Source organism: Allobosea sp. 05T438 (assembly GCF_056396025.1).
Genome location: NZ_JBFTKQ010000022.1, coordinates 16981 through 30390 on the forward strand (window position 1 = coordinate 16981; position 13410 = coordinate 30390).

Consider the following 13410-nt stretch of genomic DNA (forward strand, 5'->3'; position numbering starts at 1 on the left):
TTCGCTGATAGCTATCTGACACGCCGCGACACCAGAAAATAGCCCGGCCCCGCCGAGGCGAGACCGGGCCTTTCATCTAATCGATGAAGAGATGGGGAATGCCGGAAGGGGCGTGCTCTAACAGGCAGAGGCAACACAATATTCGAGCACGTGGGCTGGTGGTCTCTGAGGTGGAGCCTGGGGTGGCACACAGCGGGACATTTTGGCCATCTGCGGGATGGATTGGTGGATGGTGCGCTCGCGCTCGGCGCGGCGGTGGCCGCTGAGGTAGCCAGCGCGAGTGGGTTTCGCATGGGCCTTACAGCGGCGGCGCGGAACCGCTTCATCCATCGGCCGTTCATCTCCCGGAGGCCACTTTGGCCAGCACCGTGACGAATCCAAGGGGAGCAACCATGAACCGGCGAGGTTTCCTGAGTGCCCTGATAGGCGGAACCCTTACGAGCGCGGTGGCGGCGGGGACTGTGTATGCGCAGTACTACGTGCCCTCCGAGCCTCCCTCCCGTGAGTGGAACGACCGCAGGGACCGCTACGACCGCTACCTTAGGGATCGCTACAATCGTGAGCGGGAATGGGAGAGGGAGCGGAGGCGCCGCTATTATAATCGTCGCTGGCAGGACGACGAAGATGATGATGGCTGATCGGGGCGCCAATAGGTCCCTTGCGAGAACCTGCGGACTTTGCTGTGTTGTGCGGCGTGGAGCAATAAAGACCCCGCCAGCCTGAGCTGACGGGGCCGATATCATGCGGCGGCAGATTGCCGGTATCGCTCGATGGCCCGTCGTGTCAGGTCATCTTCGTCTTCGGCGACATGCACCAAGGCCGCCACGATGTAGGCCAGCCGGATGCGCTCCTGCTCCTCACACGCGTGGGGAATGATCGATCTGACTTCGTCCCAAGCGGAATCCAAGGCCCCCTGCGCCCGGGCGAGATCAACGGGGTCACTAAGCGATGAGAACGGCATAGATCCCACCTCCGTAAGGAAATACCGGACGGGGAAAATTAGCGCGCTGGTACGACATGGCAATGTCAAATCTTAAGCCGCCCCCTTTCGGAGGCCAGGCCGGGAACGTCGGCTCCCGACTCATCTAAGACATTGCCGGCCACCCGGCTGCATCGCTTCGCTAACCTGCCTTGAAGATGCTTTTGCCCTGACCCTGCCGTCGCGGCGCGCGGCCGCTGCGCGACATATTGAGTTCCTTCTGGCGCTCGGCAATGTAGGCCAGCGTCGCACCTAGCCGCTTGTTCTCGACGATCGCGGCCTGATCGACCTGCTGGACCTTGTCGAAAGTTCGATAGGGCAGGTCGAGGCCCTGGTGCCGGATCGCAAACCGACCATCCGGATAGTCGTAGATCGTGACACGTTGACGGGCGAGGGGACATGTCACCGACGTTGGCTCGAGGATGAACAGCATCTTGTCGTATTGCAGTGTCAGGCTCTGCGAGACCGTGCGTTCCTCCTTCCCGGCGAAGGCCTCGTCGATGTCGTCGTTGCTGGCTAGCGGGCGGTGTAGATCCTTGTCGTCGAAGGGAACCTTGGCGAAGCGCCGGTTGAAGTACTCCATGAAGCCCCGCAGGAAGGCGTTGCCCGCCTCGATCGAAGAGATTCCTTCAAGCCGCAGTTCCTTCACCAGCCGATCCTGCAGCGTGCCATTGGCGCGCTCGACCCGGCCTTTGGCCTGCGGAACGTTGGCGCAGATGATGTCGATGTTGAGTTGGTCCAGCGCCCGGCCGAACCGCGTCATGCCGTTGCCRCCGGTCGCGCCGACCTTGTTGACCCGGAATGTCGCGTGCTTGTCCCAGTAGAACGCCACCGGCTTGCCGTGGCGCTGCAGATAGCTCCGCGTCGCAGCAAAATAGTCGAAGGTCGACTCCGCCGTGACAAACTGCAGGTGCATCAGCCGGCTGGTCGCATCGTCGATGAAGACGAGCAAGGTGCATTGTGGGCCGCGGTCCTCGAAACGCTGCATCGGTTTCCGCGCCTGAGGCCGCGTGGCCTGATGACGCTGGCGCTGTTCAGCACCGATATGGCCAAGGTGCGGCCCTGCTTCGTCCTGCTGCGATCATTGCGCGACGAAGCGATGAGGCTCCATCCCGGCTTGACCGAATTGTCGATGGGCATGACCGGAGATTTCGAGGAAGTGATCGAGGAAGGCGCCACCGTCGTCCGCGTCGGCCAGGCCATCTTCGGCAAGCGGCCTACCCCGGACGGGTACTATTGGCCGGGCCTGTTTTCACGCTGACTTGACCGGTGCAGTCGCGTTTCTGGCACGATGCCAGTCGGGGTAAGCGTCATCCTCCCATCGCAGCCGCTCACCTTCAAAGGCGCGATCCCCTTTCGTAGCACGCACACGAAAGCGGGTCCTTTCGGGCCCGCGCGATCGTTGCATCCGATGGATCGGATGGGATGTACCTCCCGCGTCACTTCTGGTTAGCGGCTTGTTCGATGAACTCCGCGACGACCTTGGGCTTGGAGACGTAAACGGCATGGCTGCCCTTGGTCTCAGCTACGGTCGCACCGGCGCGCTTGGCCATCTGGCGCTGGGCGGGGGGCGGAATCATGTGGTCGTCGGTGGCGACGAGATAATAGCTCGGCTTGACCTTCCAGGCCGGGCTGGTGACGGTGCCGCCGGCAGCCGCGACGTTCCACGGCACCTGCGAGTCGGCCATGAAGGCGGCGGTCCTGGCGTCGACATCGGCGGCGAAGGAGGCGGCGAACTTCGCCTTGTCGAGCATGAGGAAGCCCTCGACCGGCGGCAGGATCGGCGGGACGGGCGCGCCTGCGGGCGGGTTGGCGATCAGCGACATCACGGACTCGCCGGCATCGGCCGCGAAGGCGGCGATATAGACCACCGACTTCACCTTAGGATCGGTGCCGGCCTCGCTGACCACGACGCCGCCATAGGAATGGCCGACGAGCACGACCGGGCCGTCCTGCTGCGCAATGGCGCGCTTGGTGAAGGCGACGTCGTCGGCAAGCGAGGTAGTCGGGTTCTGGACGATGGTGACGTTGTAGCCCTTGGCCTTGAGGGCATTGTAGACACCCTGCCAGCCGGAACCGTCGACGAAGCCGCCATGGACGAGGACGACGTTCTTGACGGCGGGGGCGGCTTGGGCCGGGATGGCGGAGACGGTGGCGGAGAGAGCAAGGGCGGCAGCGGCGAGGATGGACTTGGTCATGGCGGGCTCCTTGGGTTAACTTGGGCGCGACAATCATTATTGCGATAATCAATTCATACTCACCCCCTCGGGGCTTGTAAAGCGCTTTCTTTATCGCGATATTGTTTTTCTCGACATCGACCCGCCAGCCGATTCCGGAGACCGTTATGACCGACGCCCAGAAGCCTTCCGCCGCGCCTGCGCCTGCGCCTGCGGGGCCGACCTTGCCGCTCGACGGCCAGCTCTGTTTCTCAATCTATTCGGCCTCGCTGGCGATCCAGCGGGTCTACAAGCCGATGCTCGACGGGCTCGGCGTGACCTATACGCAGTATCTCGCCCTAAGCACGCTTTGGGAAAAGGACGGGCTGACGATCGGGGCCATCGCTGAACGGCTCGCGCTGGAGCCGAGCACGATCACGCCCGCCGTCAAGCGACTGGAGGCGGCAGGATTTCTTAGTCGCCGGCGCAGTACCACGGACGAGCGCCTGGTCGAGGTGCATCTTACCGAGAAGGGTAGGAAGCTCCATCCCCAAACCGGCTGCCTCACCGACGCGCTATTGCGCCATTCCGGTTTCGAAGTGCCCCAGATGATCGAACTCAACCAGCTTGTCCAGGCGCTGAGACGGGGCATGCGGAACGCCGTGAGCCCGGACGACCCCACAAAAGCCGACGCTACTGAGTGAAACCGGGTTGGCCGCGATGGAAGTCCGCCATTGTTGGTTATGACGGTGTCTTCAATGGTCTCGACATTGGTACGAGGCCTATGATGACGCCGCTAGAAGCTCGGATCATGTGCTCCTTGAGGCATATCTATGGCTAGCCAAGACTGCCGGCAAATTTCTCGGCGAGCCGCTGGCGCCGAAACGCGTCAGCGACGAAATCGACAAAGACACGGGTCTTTGATGGGAGCAGGGTGCGGCTTGCGTAGTAGATCGAGATCGGCCCTTCGTCGATGTACCACTGCGGCAGCAGGCGGACGAGCGCGCCGCTCTCCAGATGCGGCAGCACGTGGCACACGGCATTCAACGTTACGCCGAGACCGAGCAGCGCCGCGCGGCAGGTCGCTTCCGGGTCGTCGAGGACGATCGTCTCCTTGAGCTTGACCGGAATTTCGGTGCCTTCGATGTCGCGCATGATGCGTTCGCGGATTCGGCCGGTCCGCGATGAACGCCATGCAATCCCATCGAACGCGGAAAGCTGCGCGGGGTCGGTCGGAGGCCTGCGCTTCTTCATGTATCGGGGCGAAGCCACCGCAATGAGGTGCAGCGGCGCGAGCGTGCGCGAGATGATACCGGGTCCCCGCTCGATGCCGCCGCCGATCGCGGCATCGAAGCCCTCGGCGATCAAATCGGTCTGTCGGGTCGTGAATTGCCAGTCGGGCCGGATGCCGGGGTAGCGGGCTAGGAACGCCGGCAGCATCGGCAGAATATAGTCGGCCCCAAAATTGAGGCCCATACTTACCTTGAGCACGCCGGCCGGTTCTCCGCCGTTCGTTGCCACACTCGAAATGGACTGCTGGAGTCCTTCGAGATTGTCCCGGATCTCCAACAGGAAACGCTCTCCGGCGTCGGTTAGCGTCAGCTTGCGCGTACTGCGATGAAATAGCCGGACACCGAGATTGTGTTCGAGCGTCGCGACGTTGCGGCTGACCGCGGCCGGGGTCAGGGAAAGCCTCCGCGCCGCAACCGAGAAGCTGCTGGCTTCCGCGCTGCGGACGAAGGATTCGAGATTAGCCAGTGTCTCCAAGCGCCTTCCTTCAAGTGATGCTTGTAAGACTTACCTATCATTGCCGACTAATCCTAGGCGAATAAACGCGCGATTGCTGTGAGGCGGACAACGCAGAACCAATCGGAGAAACGCCCATGGCTACCCAGTCCACCGCCCCGAAGAACGGCCTCAAGGCCCTGCTGACCCCGGAAGAGTCGGTGCTGGTGCTGATCGACCACCAGCCCTTCCAGTTCGCCAATCTGCACAGCCACGAGCCAACGATGATCGTGAACAACGTCATCGCTTTGGCCAAGACGGCCAAGCTCTTCGGCGTGCCGACGATCCTGACCACCGTCCTCGAGGACCGCGGCGGCAAGCTGATCAAGGGCCTGCAGGATGTCTTCCCCGAGCAGAAGCCGATCGACCGCACCTTCATCAACACCTGGGAAGATGCGCGCGTCGTCGATGCCGTGAAGAAGACGGGCCGCAAGAAGCTCATCATCGCGGCGCTCTGGTCCGAGATCTGCCTGGCCATGCCGGCCATCCAGGCGGCGGGCGAAGGCTACGAGGTCTATGCGGTCACCGATGCGTCGGGCGGCGTGAGCGCAGAAGCGCACGACATGGCGGTGCGCCGCATGGTGATGGCGGGCGTCGTTCCGATCACCTGGATGGCGGTCGCCGGCGAGCTGCAGCGCGACTGGGCTCGCGAAGAGACGGTCGGGAAGGGCGGGGAGATCTTCATAGAGCATGGCGGCGGCACCGGCATCGCGCTCGCCTGGGAACTGCAACTGCTGGGGCAGGCGGCCGGCGGCAAGGCGTGAGCCGCCCTCGCGAGCAACCGTAGCCCAGACCTCTCAACTCATCGGAGCGTGTCATGACCAGCAGCAACCCAAGCGAAGCCGCCAAGGCGGTCGTTCGCCGCAATACCGAAGAAGTACAGGGCGGAGGCAATTTCGCGGTGTTCGAGGAATTGTTCGCCGACGATTTCCTCGACCACACGCCGCAGCCGGGTCGCACCCCGGACAAGGCCGGTGCGAGGGAATTGTACAAGGTGCTTCGCACCGCCTTTCCCGATTTCCACGCCGAGATCCATTGGCAGCTCGCCGATGGCGACCGTGTGACGACCTACAAGACCTATCACGGCACGCATCGGGGAGAGCTCTTCGGGATCAAGCCGACGGGCCGAAAAATCCAGTTCGAGACCGTCGACGTCATGCGCGTCCGTGAAGGGAAGATCGCGGAGCACTGGGGCGTCGCCAACCTCTTCTCGCTGATGCAGCAACTCGGAGCTGCACCAGCCGTCTGACACCGATCGTGACATCAAGCGCGCCGGCACGCTGACTGCCGCCGGCGCCGACCCTGAAGGAACATCACATGACCATTGGCATCATCGGCTCGGGCGCGATCGGCACGGCCTTCGCCCGGACGCTGGCACGCGCAGGCATCGAGGCCGGCATCTCGAACAGCCGCGGTCCGGATTCTCTCGTAGATCTGGTCCGCGAGCTCGGGCCATCCATCACGGCGGTCAGCCGCGAGGAAGCGGCGCGCGCCGACATCGTCTTCGTCGCCGTCAACTGGACCAAGCTCCCGGCCGCGCTGGCGAGACTTCCTGCCTGGAAAGGGCGGATCGTCATCGACGCCAACAATGCGATCGAAGCGCCTCTGTTCAAGCCTGTAGAGCTCGGTGGCAGAGCATCGAGCGAGGTCGTTGCCGATCTCGTTCCGGAAGCCCGCGTCGTGAAGGCTTTCAACCATCTTCGCGCGGAGCTGCTGGCCACCAATCCCCGCTCGGATGGCGGGCGGCGCGTGCTGTTCTACTCCGGCAACGACGCCGCAGCTAAATCCGAGGTTGCTGCCCTGATCGAGCGCCTCGGGTTCGCCGGAATCGACCTCGGTTCGCTCGCGGTCGGCGGCAAGCTCGCGCAGTTCCCCGGCGGTCCTCTGCCGAACCAGAACCTCATCAAGGTCGGGTGAGAGCCAGGACGAGTGCCGTCACCGAGCACGTGGTGCCGATCCGGGCCGGTGCACAACGGAGTCTGTCAGAACGGCATCTTACAATCCTTGCCATAGGCGTCGGGCAGGCCCTCGACAATCTTGCGATCGATCTCGGTGGCGTAGCTGCCGTCATCGCGCTTCGTCACCGCGACGAGGTAATAATCCTGGATCGGGAACTGGTTTGTGCCGATCTCGAAGCGCCCGCGCACGGATTCGAATTTTGTCTTGCGCAGGGCGTCGATCAGCTTCGCCCGGTCGGCGATCTCGCCTCTCGATGCGGTTACCGCAGCGTTCAGCCACATCGCGGCATCGTAGGCGTGCGCTGCATAGTTGGCGGGCGTGTATTTGTACTCGGCCCTGAAGGCCTCGACGAAGGCGCGGCTTGCCGGCACATCCAGCGCAGGTGACCAGTTGGTCACGCCCGAAGTTCCGACCGCCGCTTCCTGCAGCGCGGGTAGGTTGGTCTCGTCGATGGTGTGGGCAGACAGCATCGGCAGCGCGACGCCCGCTTGCCTCCACTGCTTGACGAAGGTGACGCCGAGGCCGCCGGGCATGAAGACGAAGGCGGCATCTGCGCCCGACGACACGACCTTGGCGAGGTCGCTGGAAAAATCTGGCTGCGCCAGCGGCACAAAGATCTCGTCGACGATCTCGCCTTTGTATTCCCGTTTGAAGCCTGCGACGACGTCCTTGCCAGCCTGGTAGTTGGGGGCGACGACCACGATCTTGCGGTAGCCCCTGCTGGTGGCGTGGCGCCCCATCGCCTCAGCGTTCTGGTCGTTCTGATACGCGGCCGAGAAGAGATACGGGCTGCAGTTCCGGCCGGCCAGCGGCGAGGGGCCGGCATTGGTGCCGATGAAGACGGTCTTGCTGTCGACCATGCGCCGGGCCGTCGCCATCAGGATGTTGGAGAAGACGATGCCGACGATGGCGTCGACCTTTTCGCGCTCGATCAGGTATTCCACGCGCTGGATGCCGATCTCGGGCTTCAGTTCGTCATCGACAACCACGACTTCTGCCGGAATGCCGCCGATCTTGCCGCCGAGCTGCTTGATCGCGAGCTGGAAGCCGTCGCGGGTGTGCTGGCCGAGTACGGCGGGCGGGCCGGTCAGGGTGCTGACCAGGCCGATTTTCACTGATTTAACCGGCTCGGCCGAGGCTGGGGCTGATAGTGCTGCGAGCAGCGCAAGCGCCGTCGGAGCAATCCTTGTGGTCCTGTGCATGCTGCTTCCCCTCATTGCTTCGTTCGAAATCAGCCGATGCCGTAGCGTCCGGGCGCGATGACGCCGGCCGGATCGAGCGTGGCCTTGATTGCCGTGCAGCTCTCGCGAAAGGCCGGCATGGCCTGGCCCATATGCAGCGCGTGATAATCGAGCGGCGCGCGGCCGACGAAGATGCCCCGCTCGGCATAGGCACGCGCCAGCGCCTCGTAGCAGGCATTGGCACGGGCGTTCTCGTCGGGGTTCTCGCGATCGAAGGCGATGACGTGCAGCCCGCGCGCAAAGCGGGCGCTGCAGACGTTCATGATCATGTAGTCCATGCCGTGCTCGGCATAGATGCGGCGCGCCATGCGCTGGCAGTCATTGGCGACGCTGCCGACCATCGGCGTGCCCGGCAGGAACCAGAGATTGCCGCCGCCAGGGCGCCATTTCAGCAAGCCGAGCTCGCCGACGCCGGGAACGCCCGAGCAGGCGTCCATGGCTACTCGTAGGGCGTGGAAGGACGATGCGTCCTCATGCGGGATGTAGGTCGCCTTGCCTGACTTGCCGAAGGCGGCGCGCACGCGCTCGATCTGCGGTTCGAGCGCGGCCATGCTGGGGCCGTAGAAGGCGCCCGAGACCGTCCAGGCGCCGAGCCCGTCCTTCTCCCGCAACGCGCGTCGGGCCTCATCGGAGATCGAGGCGCGGCTGCCCGGGCGATAATCCGGGCTCGGATGCTCGGAGCCGCACAGATAGGTGTCGTTGGCGACGCGCAGCAATGTCGGCACGAAGTTCGAGAGCTTGAGCGCGCGGCAGATGTCGACGATCTCGGCAAGATCGTCCTCGTCCGGATAGGTGAAGTGGAAGCTGCGGATCGCCGGTGGACGTGGCAGCAGCCAGATGCCCATGCGGGTGACGATGCCGAAATTCGACTGGGCGAACAGACCGTCGAGGATCGGGCCGAAGCTGTATTTGCTGACATGCCAGTTCGGCAGTTCGGAGCCTTGCAAGGCACCGTCGCCGGTGCGCAGCACCTCGCCATTGCCGAGCACGATCTCCATGCCGCAGGAGAAGCCGAAATGGTCGAAGTAGGGGCCATAGCCGGCGCCCTTGTCGAGCGCATTGCCGAGCATGCCGCCCTGGGGCGGACCTGAGGTGACGTCGACCATGAGCTTGTCGCCGCGCCGGACGAGCTCGTCATACATCGCCTGATAGCTGACGCCCGGCTCGACCACGGCGAAGGCCAGCGTTTCGTCAATGTCGAGGATTCGGTTCATCCTGCGTCCGAGGTCGACGACGACCTGGCCCGCATGCACCGCGGAGCGGCTGCCGAGGCCGATGTTGTTGCCGGTGCTGACCGGGTAGAGCGCGACGCCATGGCGGTTCGCCGCCTTCACGATCGCCTGCACTTCGGCCGTGCTGCCGGGATAGACCACGCCGAGCGGGCGCCGATCGCCACCGGGCATCGTGTTCTCTCCGTAGCGGCGTAGCGTCTCCTCGCTGCGGTTGATCCATTCGGCCCCGATCGCTGCCGCGACCTCGTTGAAGAATGCTTCCGCCATGCCGGCTCTCCCTTCTGCCATCCGTTCCTGCATTCGTCTCACCAGAAGCCCGCATCGTCGCTCGCCGGTGGGGCGGTCGACACGAGATTGGCCGGCGCCTCCTCCCGCTCCGGGGCGGGCCGGCTCGTTAGCGCCGCACCGGCCAGGGCCGGCGGCAGAGGACCGCCCGTCGCCCAGTCCAGAAGCTCGGCGGTGTGCGCCATCGGCGCCGCGACATAGCGCCTGAGCTGCGTGAGGCAGCCGATATTGCCGGCCGCCACGACGTCCGGCGCGGTGCTATCGATATGACCCGCCTTTCGCCGGCCCAAGATTTCGGCCGTGGCGGGCTGGAGCAGGTTGTAGGTTCCGGCGGAGCCACAGCAGAAATGCTTCTCCGGCACGTCCGCGACCTCGAACCCGGCGGCGCGCAGCAGGTCCCGCGGCGGCCGCGTTACGCGCTGGCCGTGCTGCATCGAGCAGGCGTCGTGATAGGCGATACGCAGGCGGGGACGCTCGGCCGCCGGCGGCAGCAGCCCGATACCGGCGATGAATTCGGTGACGTCGCGCGCGATGCCGGCAATCTCCTTCGCTTCGGCCGCGCGTTCGGCCCCGGCGAGGAGATGGCCGTAATTCTTGACCGTGGTGCCGCAACCGGAAGCGTTGACGATCACCGCGTCGAGCCCCTCGCCGCGGCGCTCGCGCATCCAGGCCCGGACATTGGCGGCAGCGGCCTTAGCGGCCTGCGCCTCGCGGCCCATATGCAGCGTCAGCGAACCGCAGCAGCCGGCTCCGGCGGTGACGACGACCTCGCAGCCATGCCGGGTCAGCAAGCGGWTCGTCGCGGCGTTGATGTTGCCGTCGAGAGCCTGCTGGGCGCAGCCGGCGAGCAGCGCCACGCGCGCGCGCCTTTCGCCCTGCGCGGGGAAGACCTGCGGCGTCAGGATCTCGGCCTGCGTGCGCTCCGGGATCATCGCGAGCAGGGGCCGGAGCTGCTGCGGCAGCATCCGCTGCATCGATCGCCCGAGACGACCGAACCCCAGCGCCGCACGGAACAATCGCGGGCGCGGCAGGACGAAGGCGAGCAGGGCTCGCAGGGCGCGATCGGCGGCGGGCCGGCGATGATGGCGCTCGACATGGATCCGGGCCCGGTCGATCAGATGCGCGTAATCGACCTTCGCCGCGCAGGTCGTCATGCAGGACAGGCAGGAGAGGCAGCTGTCGAGATGCGCGACGGTCTGCGCCTTCGGCGGCGCCGTGCTCTCCAGCATCTCGCGGATCAGGTCGATGCGGCCGCGCGGGGATTCGTTTTCGTCGCGGCTGAGCACATAGGTCGGGCAGGTATTGGTGCAGAAGCCGTAATGCACGCAGGTGTCGAGGATGTCGGCGGCTTCCCGGATCGCTGGATCGCGCAGCTGGTCGGCGCTGAAATTCGTCTGCATTCCCGTCTGCCCTCCGACTGGAAAGCTAGGGACCCAGGCCGCGCGAGGTCTCGGCGCTGCGTGCAGAAAAATCCGGCTTTGAGTGCAAACCATTCTTATGAAAAGCTGGCCGCGCCCCGGGATGTTCTGTCGGCTGCGGGGTGGAGAGGGGCATGGGGACCATCGTCTGGCGCACAGAAGGCCTGGAGCCCGATTCCGGTTTCGACTACTGGCGCGAAACCGTGTGCCGCGCCGTGCTCGGCGTTTCGACCGAAGCGCCCGACCCGCAGGAGGCATTCCACGGTTCCCTCGTCGGGCGCAGTTTCGGCGATGTCAGGATCGCGAGCTTCCGCTCCTCGCGGCACGACGTCGTGCGCACCCCGCGCCATGTTGCCCAAGGCGATGACAGCGTTCTGGTCAGCCTGCAGGAATGTGGCGAATGTCGGCTCTCTCAGGGCGACGAGCGGCTGCTGCTCCAGCCCGGCGAGATCGGACTTGTCGACGGCGCGCGGCCATTTCGCTTGTCATTCTCGGAGGAAGTTCGGCGCGTCGTTGCCGTGCTGCCGCGTCGGACGCTTTTGCTCAAGGCGCCCTGGCTTGTGCGCGGCCGCCCGCACCGAATTCCGCTCGCATCCCGGTTCATCTCGCTCGCGCGGCAGCACATCCTGGAACTGGCCCGGCACGGCGAGGTCCTCGACGACATGTCGGCGAGCCTGCTTACCGACAATCTTTGCAATCTAATTGGGCTTTCCAGCGACGCCGCCGGCCACAGCCGAGACAACCTCCATGAGGCGATCCTCGCTTTCTGTCGCGGGCGCCTCGGCGACGAGACGCTCTCGCCAGGCACCGTCGCGGCGCATTTCAACATCTCGCTGCGTACGTTGCATGCGCGGTTCGCCGCAACCGGTCAGAGCTTCGGCCGCTGGCTCTTGGCCACGCGGCTGGAGGAGAGCCGGCGCGCACTGCTCGATCCCCGCCGCACCGGCGAGAGCATCGCCTCCATCGCCTACTCAGTCGGGTTCGGCGACCTGTCGGTATTCAACCGGGCCTTTCGCAATCGGTTCGGTGCCGCCCCGCGCCAGCATCGGGGTAGATGCGACACTTAGGCAATTCAAATCCGAACCACAGATCGCTGGCTTCCTCCGTACGTGGGAGCGGGATCGGCGAATGTCTGCAATCAGGATCCGAGCAGGTGCTCACGAGGACAGAGGCGGCGGATTGGAATGAATACATGCGACGGCATGGCCGTCGGCCGTCCGGGTAAGCACGGGCATGGCTTCGGCGCAGGCTGCCGTCGCCATCGGACAGCGTGTCCTGAAGCCGCAGCCCGATGGAGGGTTGGCAGGGTTCGGGATTTCGCCTTTCAGGCCTTTGATGCGGTCAGTGCGTTTCAGCGAAGGGCTCGCATCAAGCAACACCCGCGTATAGGGATGTCGAGGCGCTTCAAAGACCTGCCGGGATGTGCCTTCCTCGACGATACGGCCGAGATACATGACGACGATCCGGTCGCAGAGATGCTTCACCACATGGAGGTCGTGGCTGATGAACAGCATCGAGACCCCCATTTTCACCCGCATATCGTCGAGCAGGTTCACGACCTGTGCCTGGATCGACACGTCAAGCGCGGCGATCGGCTCGTCGGCGATGATCAGGTCGGGGTAGGGAGCGAGAGCACGCGCGATGGCAATGCGCTGGCGCTGACCTCCCGAGAACTCGTGAGGCCGCCGAATTGCATGTTCCGTTGACAGACCGACCTGGGCAAGAAGCTCCGCAACGCGCGTCGCGCGTGCCTTGGCGTCGAGCAGCTTGTGGACCTTCAAGGCGTCGGCGATCTGCTCGCCGACACGCCGCTTGGGATCGAGGCTTCCGAACGGATCTTGAAAGATCATCTGCATCCTCTTGCGGAGAGGCCGCAATTGTCTTTCGCCCATGTTCGAAATGTTGTGTCCCGCGAAGTCGATCGTGCCCGACGTCGGCGCCAACAGTCTCAGGATGACGCGGCCAAGAGTGCTCTTCCCGCAACCTGACTCGCCCACGATCCCGACTGCCTCACCGCGACGCACCGTCATATCAATGTCGCGAATGGCGTAGAAACTCGTCGAGCGCCCCGGCCACCAACTGCGCTTCCCAAAGCGGCGAGACAGCCCTTTGACGGAGACGAGGACGTCACTCTCCCCGGGCGACACATCAGATCGTTGCCCTCTAAAATCGAGCGGCTCAGGATCGGCGCCCTTTCCCCATAAGTCTCCGCCGCGCGGTCTCGGGACAAGAGGTCTTCCACAGATGCGGCTTGCATTGAGATGGCTCCCCGAGGCGCTCGCATCGAACCTGCGTTCGGCGATCTGCCTCAATCATTCGGATGTTGGCGTTTTAGGGGGATCTGCAGGAGAGCCG

General features: G+C 64.6%; 12 protein-coding genes and 2 pseudogenes. 6 read left to right on the forward strand and 8 right to left on the reverse strand.

The features are described from left to right. Positions 1-739: 739 nt before the first annotated feature. Together AC1DIN_RS26040 and AC1DIN_RS26045 are read right to left on the reverse strand one after the other, a co-directional pair. Complete coding sequence (locus tag AC1DIN_RS26040) at positions 740-961, reverse strand: hypothetical protein (protein ID WP_476766050.1); 222 nt, start codon at positions 959-961, stop codon at positions 740-742. 160 nt (positions 962-1121) lie between these two features. Continuing rightward, positions 1122-1958, reverse strand: a pseudogene (locus AC1DIN_RS26045) (ISNCY family transposase); the annotation flags it as partial. A gap of 3 nt (positions 1959-1961) precedes the next feature. Between AC1DIN_RS26045 and AC1DIN_RS26050 the strand changes: the two are divergent. After that, positions 1962-2240, forward strand: a pseudogene (locus AC1DIN_RS26050) (YggS family pyridoxal phosphate-dependent enzyme); the annotation flags it as partial. Positions 2241-2418: 178 nt separating this feature from the next. Here the strand turns inward: AC1DIN_RS26050 and AC1DIN_RS26055 are convergent. After that, on the reverse strand, positions 2419-3177 hold the full coding sequence (locus AC1DIN_RS26055; protein ID WP_476811842.1) for an alpha/beta hydrolase: 759 nt from the start codon (positions 3175-3177) through the stop codon (positions 2419-2421). A gap of 146 nt (positions 3178-3323) precedes the next feature. On the opposite strand from AC1DIN_RS26055, the gene AC1DIN_RS26060 reads away from it, so the two are divergent. Continuing rightward, a complete protein-coding gene (locus AC1DIN_RS26060) occupies positions 3324-3839 on the forward strand; it encodes a MarR family winged helix-turn-helix transcriptional regulator (protein WP_476811843.1) in 516 nt (171 codons plus the stop codon). A gap of 133 nt (positions 3840-3972) precedes the next feature. Here the strand turns inward: AC1DIN_RS26060 and AC1DIN_RS26065 are convergent, their stop codons facing one another. Continuing rightward, entirely contained in the window at positions 3973-4902 is a 930-nt protein-coding gene (locus tag AC1DIN_RS26065; RefSeq protein ID WP_476811844.1) for a LysR family transcriptional regulator, read from the reverse strand. A 116-nt stretch (positions 4903-5018) separates the two neighbouring features. On the opposite strand from AC1DIN_RS26065, the gene AC1DIN_RS26070 reads away from it, so the two are divergent. Genes AC1DIN_RS26070 through AC1DIN_RS26080 form a run of 3 tightly spaced genes read left to right on the forward strand, consistent with a single transcriptional unit; the run spans position 5019 to position 6837 of the window. Continuing rightward, entirely contained in the window at positions 5019-5684 is a 666-nt protein-coding gene (locus AC1DIN_RS26070) for a hydrolase (RefSeq protein WP_476811845.1), read from the forward strand. Between the two features lie 53 nt (positions 5685-5737). Next, on the forward strand, positions 5738-6169 hold the full coding sequence (locus AC1DIN_RS26075; RefSeq protein ID WP_441473567.1) for an ester cyclase: 432 nt from the start codon (positions 5738-5740) through the stop codon (positions 6167-6169). Between the two features lie 53 nt (positions 6170-6222). Next, positions 6223-6837 carry an NADPH-dependent F420 reductase gene (locus tag AC1DIN_RS26080; RefSeq protein WP_476811869.1) on the forward strand — a complete coding sequence of 205 codons (615 nt, stop codon included), beginning with the start codon at positions 6223-6225 and terminating at the stop codon, positions 6835-6837. Positions 6838-6902: 65 nt separating this feature from the next. On the opposite strand, the gene AC1DIN_RS26085 is transcribed toward AC1DIN_RS26080, so the two are convergent. Genes AC1DIN_RS26085 through glcF form a run of 3 tightly spaced genes read right to left on the reverse strand, consistent with a single transcriptional unit; the run spans position 6903 to position 11037 of the window. Further along, on the reverse strand, positions 6903-8096 hold the full coding sequence (locus AC1DIN_RS26085; protein WP_476811846.1) for an ABC transporter substrate-binding protein: 1194 nt from the start codon (positions 8094-8096) through the stop codon (positions 6903-6905). Between the two features lie 14 nt (positions 8097-8110). Next, complete coding sequence (locus AC1DIN_RS26090; RefSeq protein WP_476811847.1) at positions 8111-9619, reverse strand: FAD-binding oxidoreductase; 1509 nt, start codon at positions 9617-9619, stop codon at positions 8111-8113. Between the two features lie 38 nt (positions 9620-9657). Beyond that, a complete protein-coding gene (gene glcF, locus AC1DIN_RS26095) occupies positions 9658-11037 on the reverse strand; it encodes a glycolate oxidase subunit GlcF (protein ID WP_476811848.1) in 1380 nt (459 codons plus the stop codon). A gap of 152 nt (positions 11038-11189) precedes the next feature. On the opposite strand from glcF, the gene AC1DIN_RS26100 reads away from it, so the two are divergent. Beyond that, on the forward strand, positions 11190-12122 hold the full coding sequence (locus AC1DIN_RS26100) for a helix-turn-helix domain-containing protein (protein ID WP_441473563.1): 933 nt from the start codon (positions 11190-11192) through the stop codon (positions 12120-12122). Between the two features lie 90 nt (positions 12123-12212). On the opposite strand, the gene AC1DIN_RS26105 is transcribed toward AC1DIN_RS26100, so the two are convergent. Further along, positions 12213-13085, reverse strand: a complete 873-nt coding sequence (locus AC1DIN_RS26105) for an ABC transporter ATP-binding protein (RefSeq protein WP_476811849.1) — start codon at positions 13083-13085, stop codon at positions 12213-12215. Positions 13086-13410: the final 325 nt, after the last annotated feature.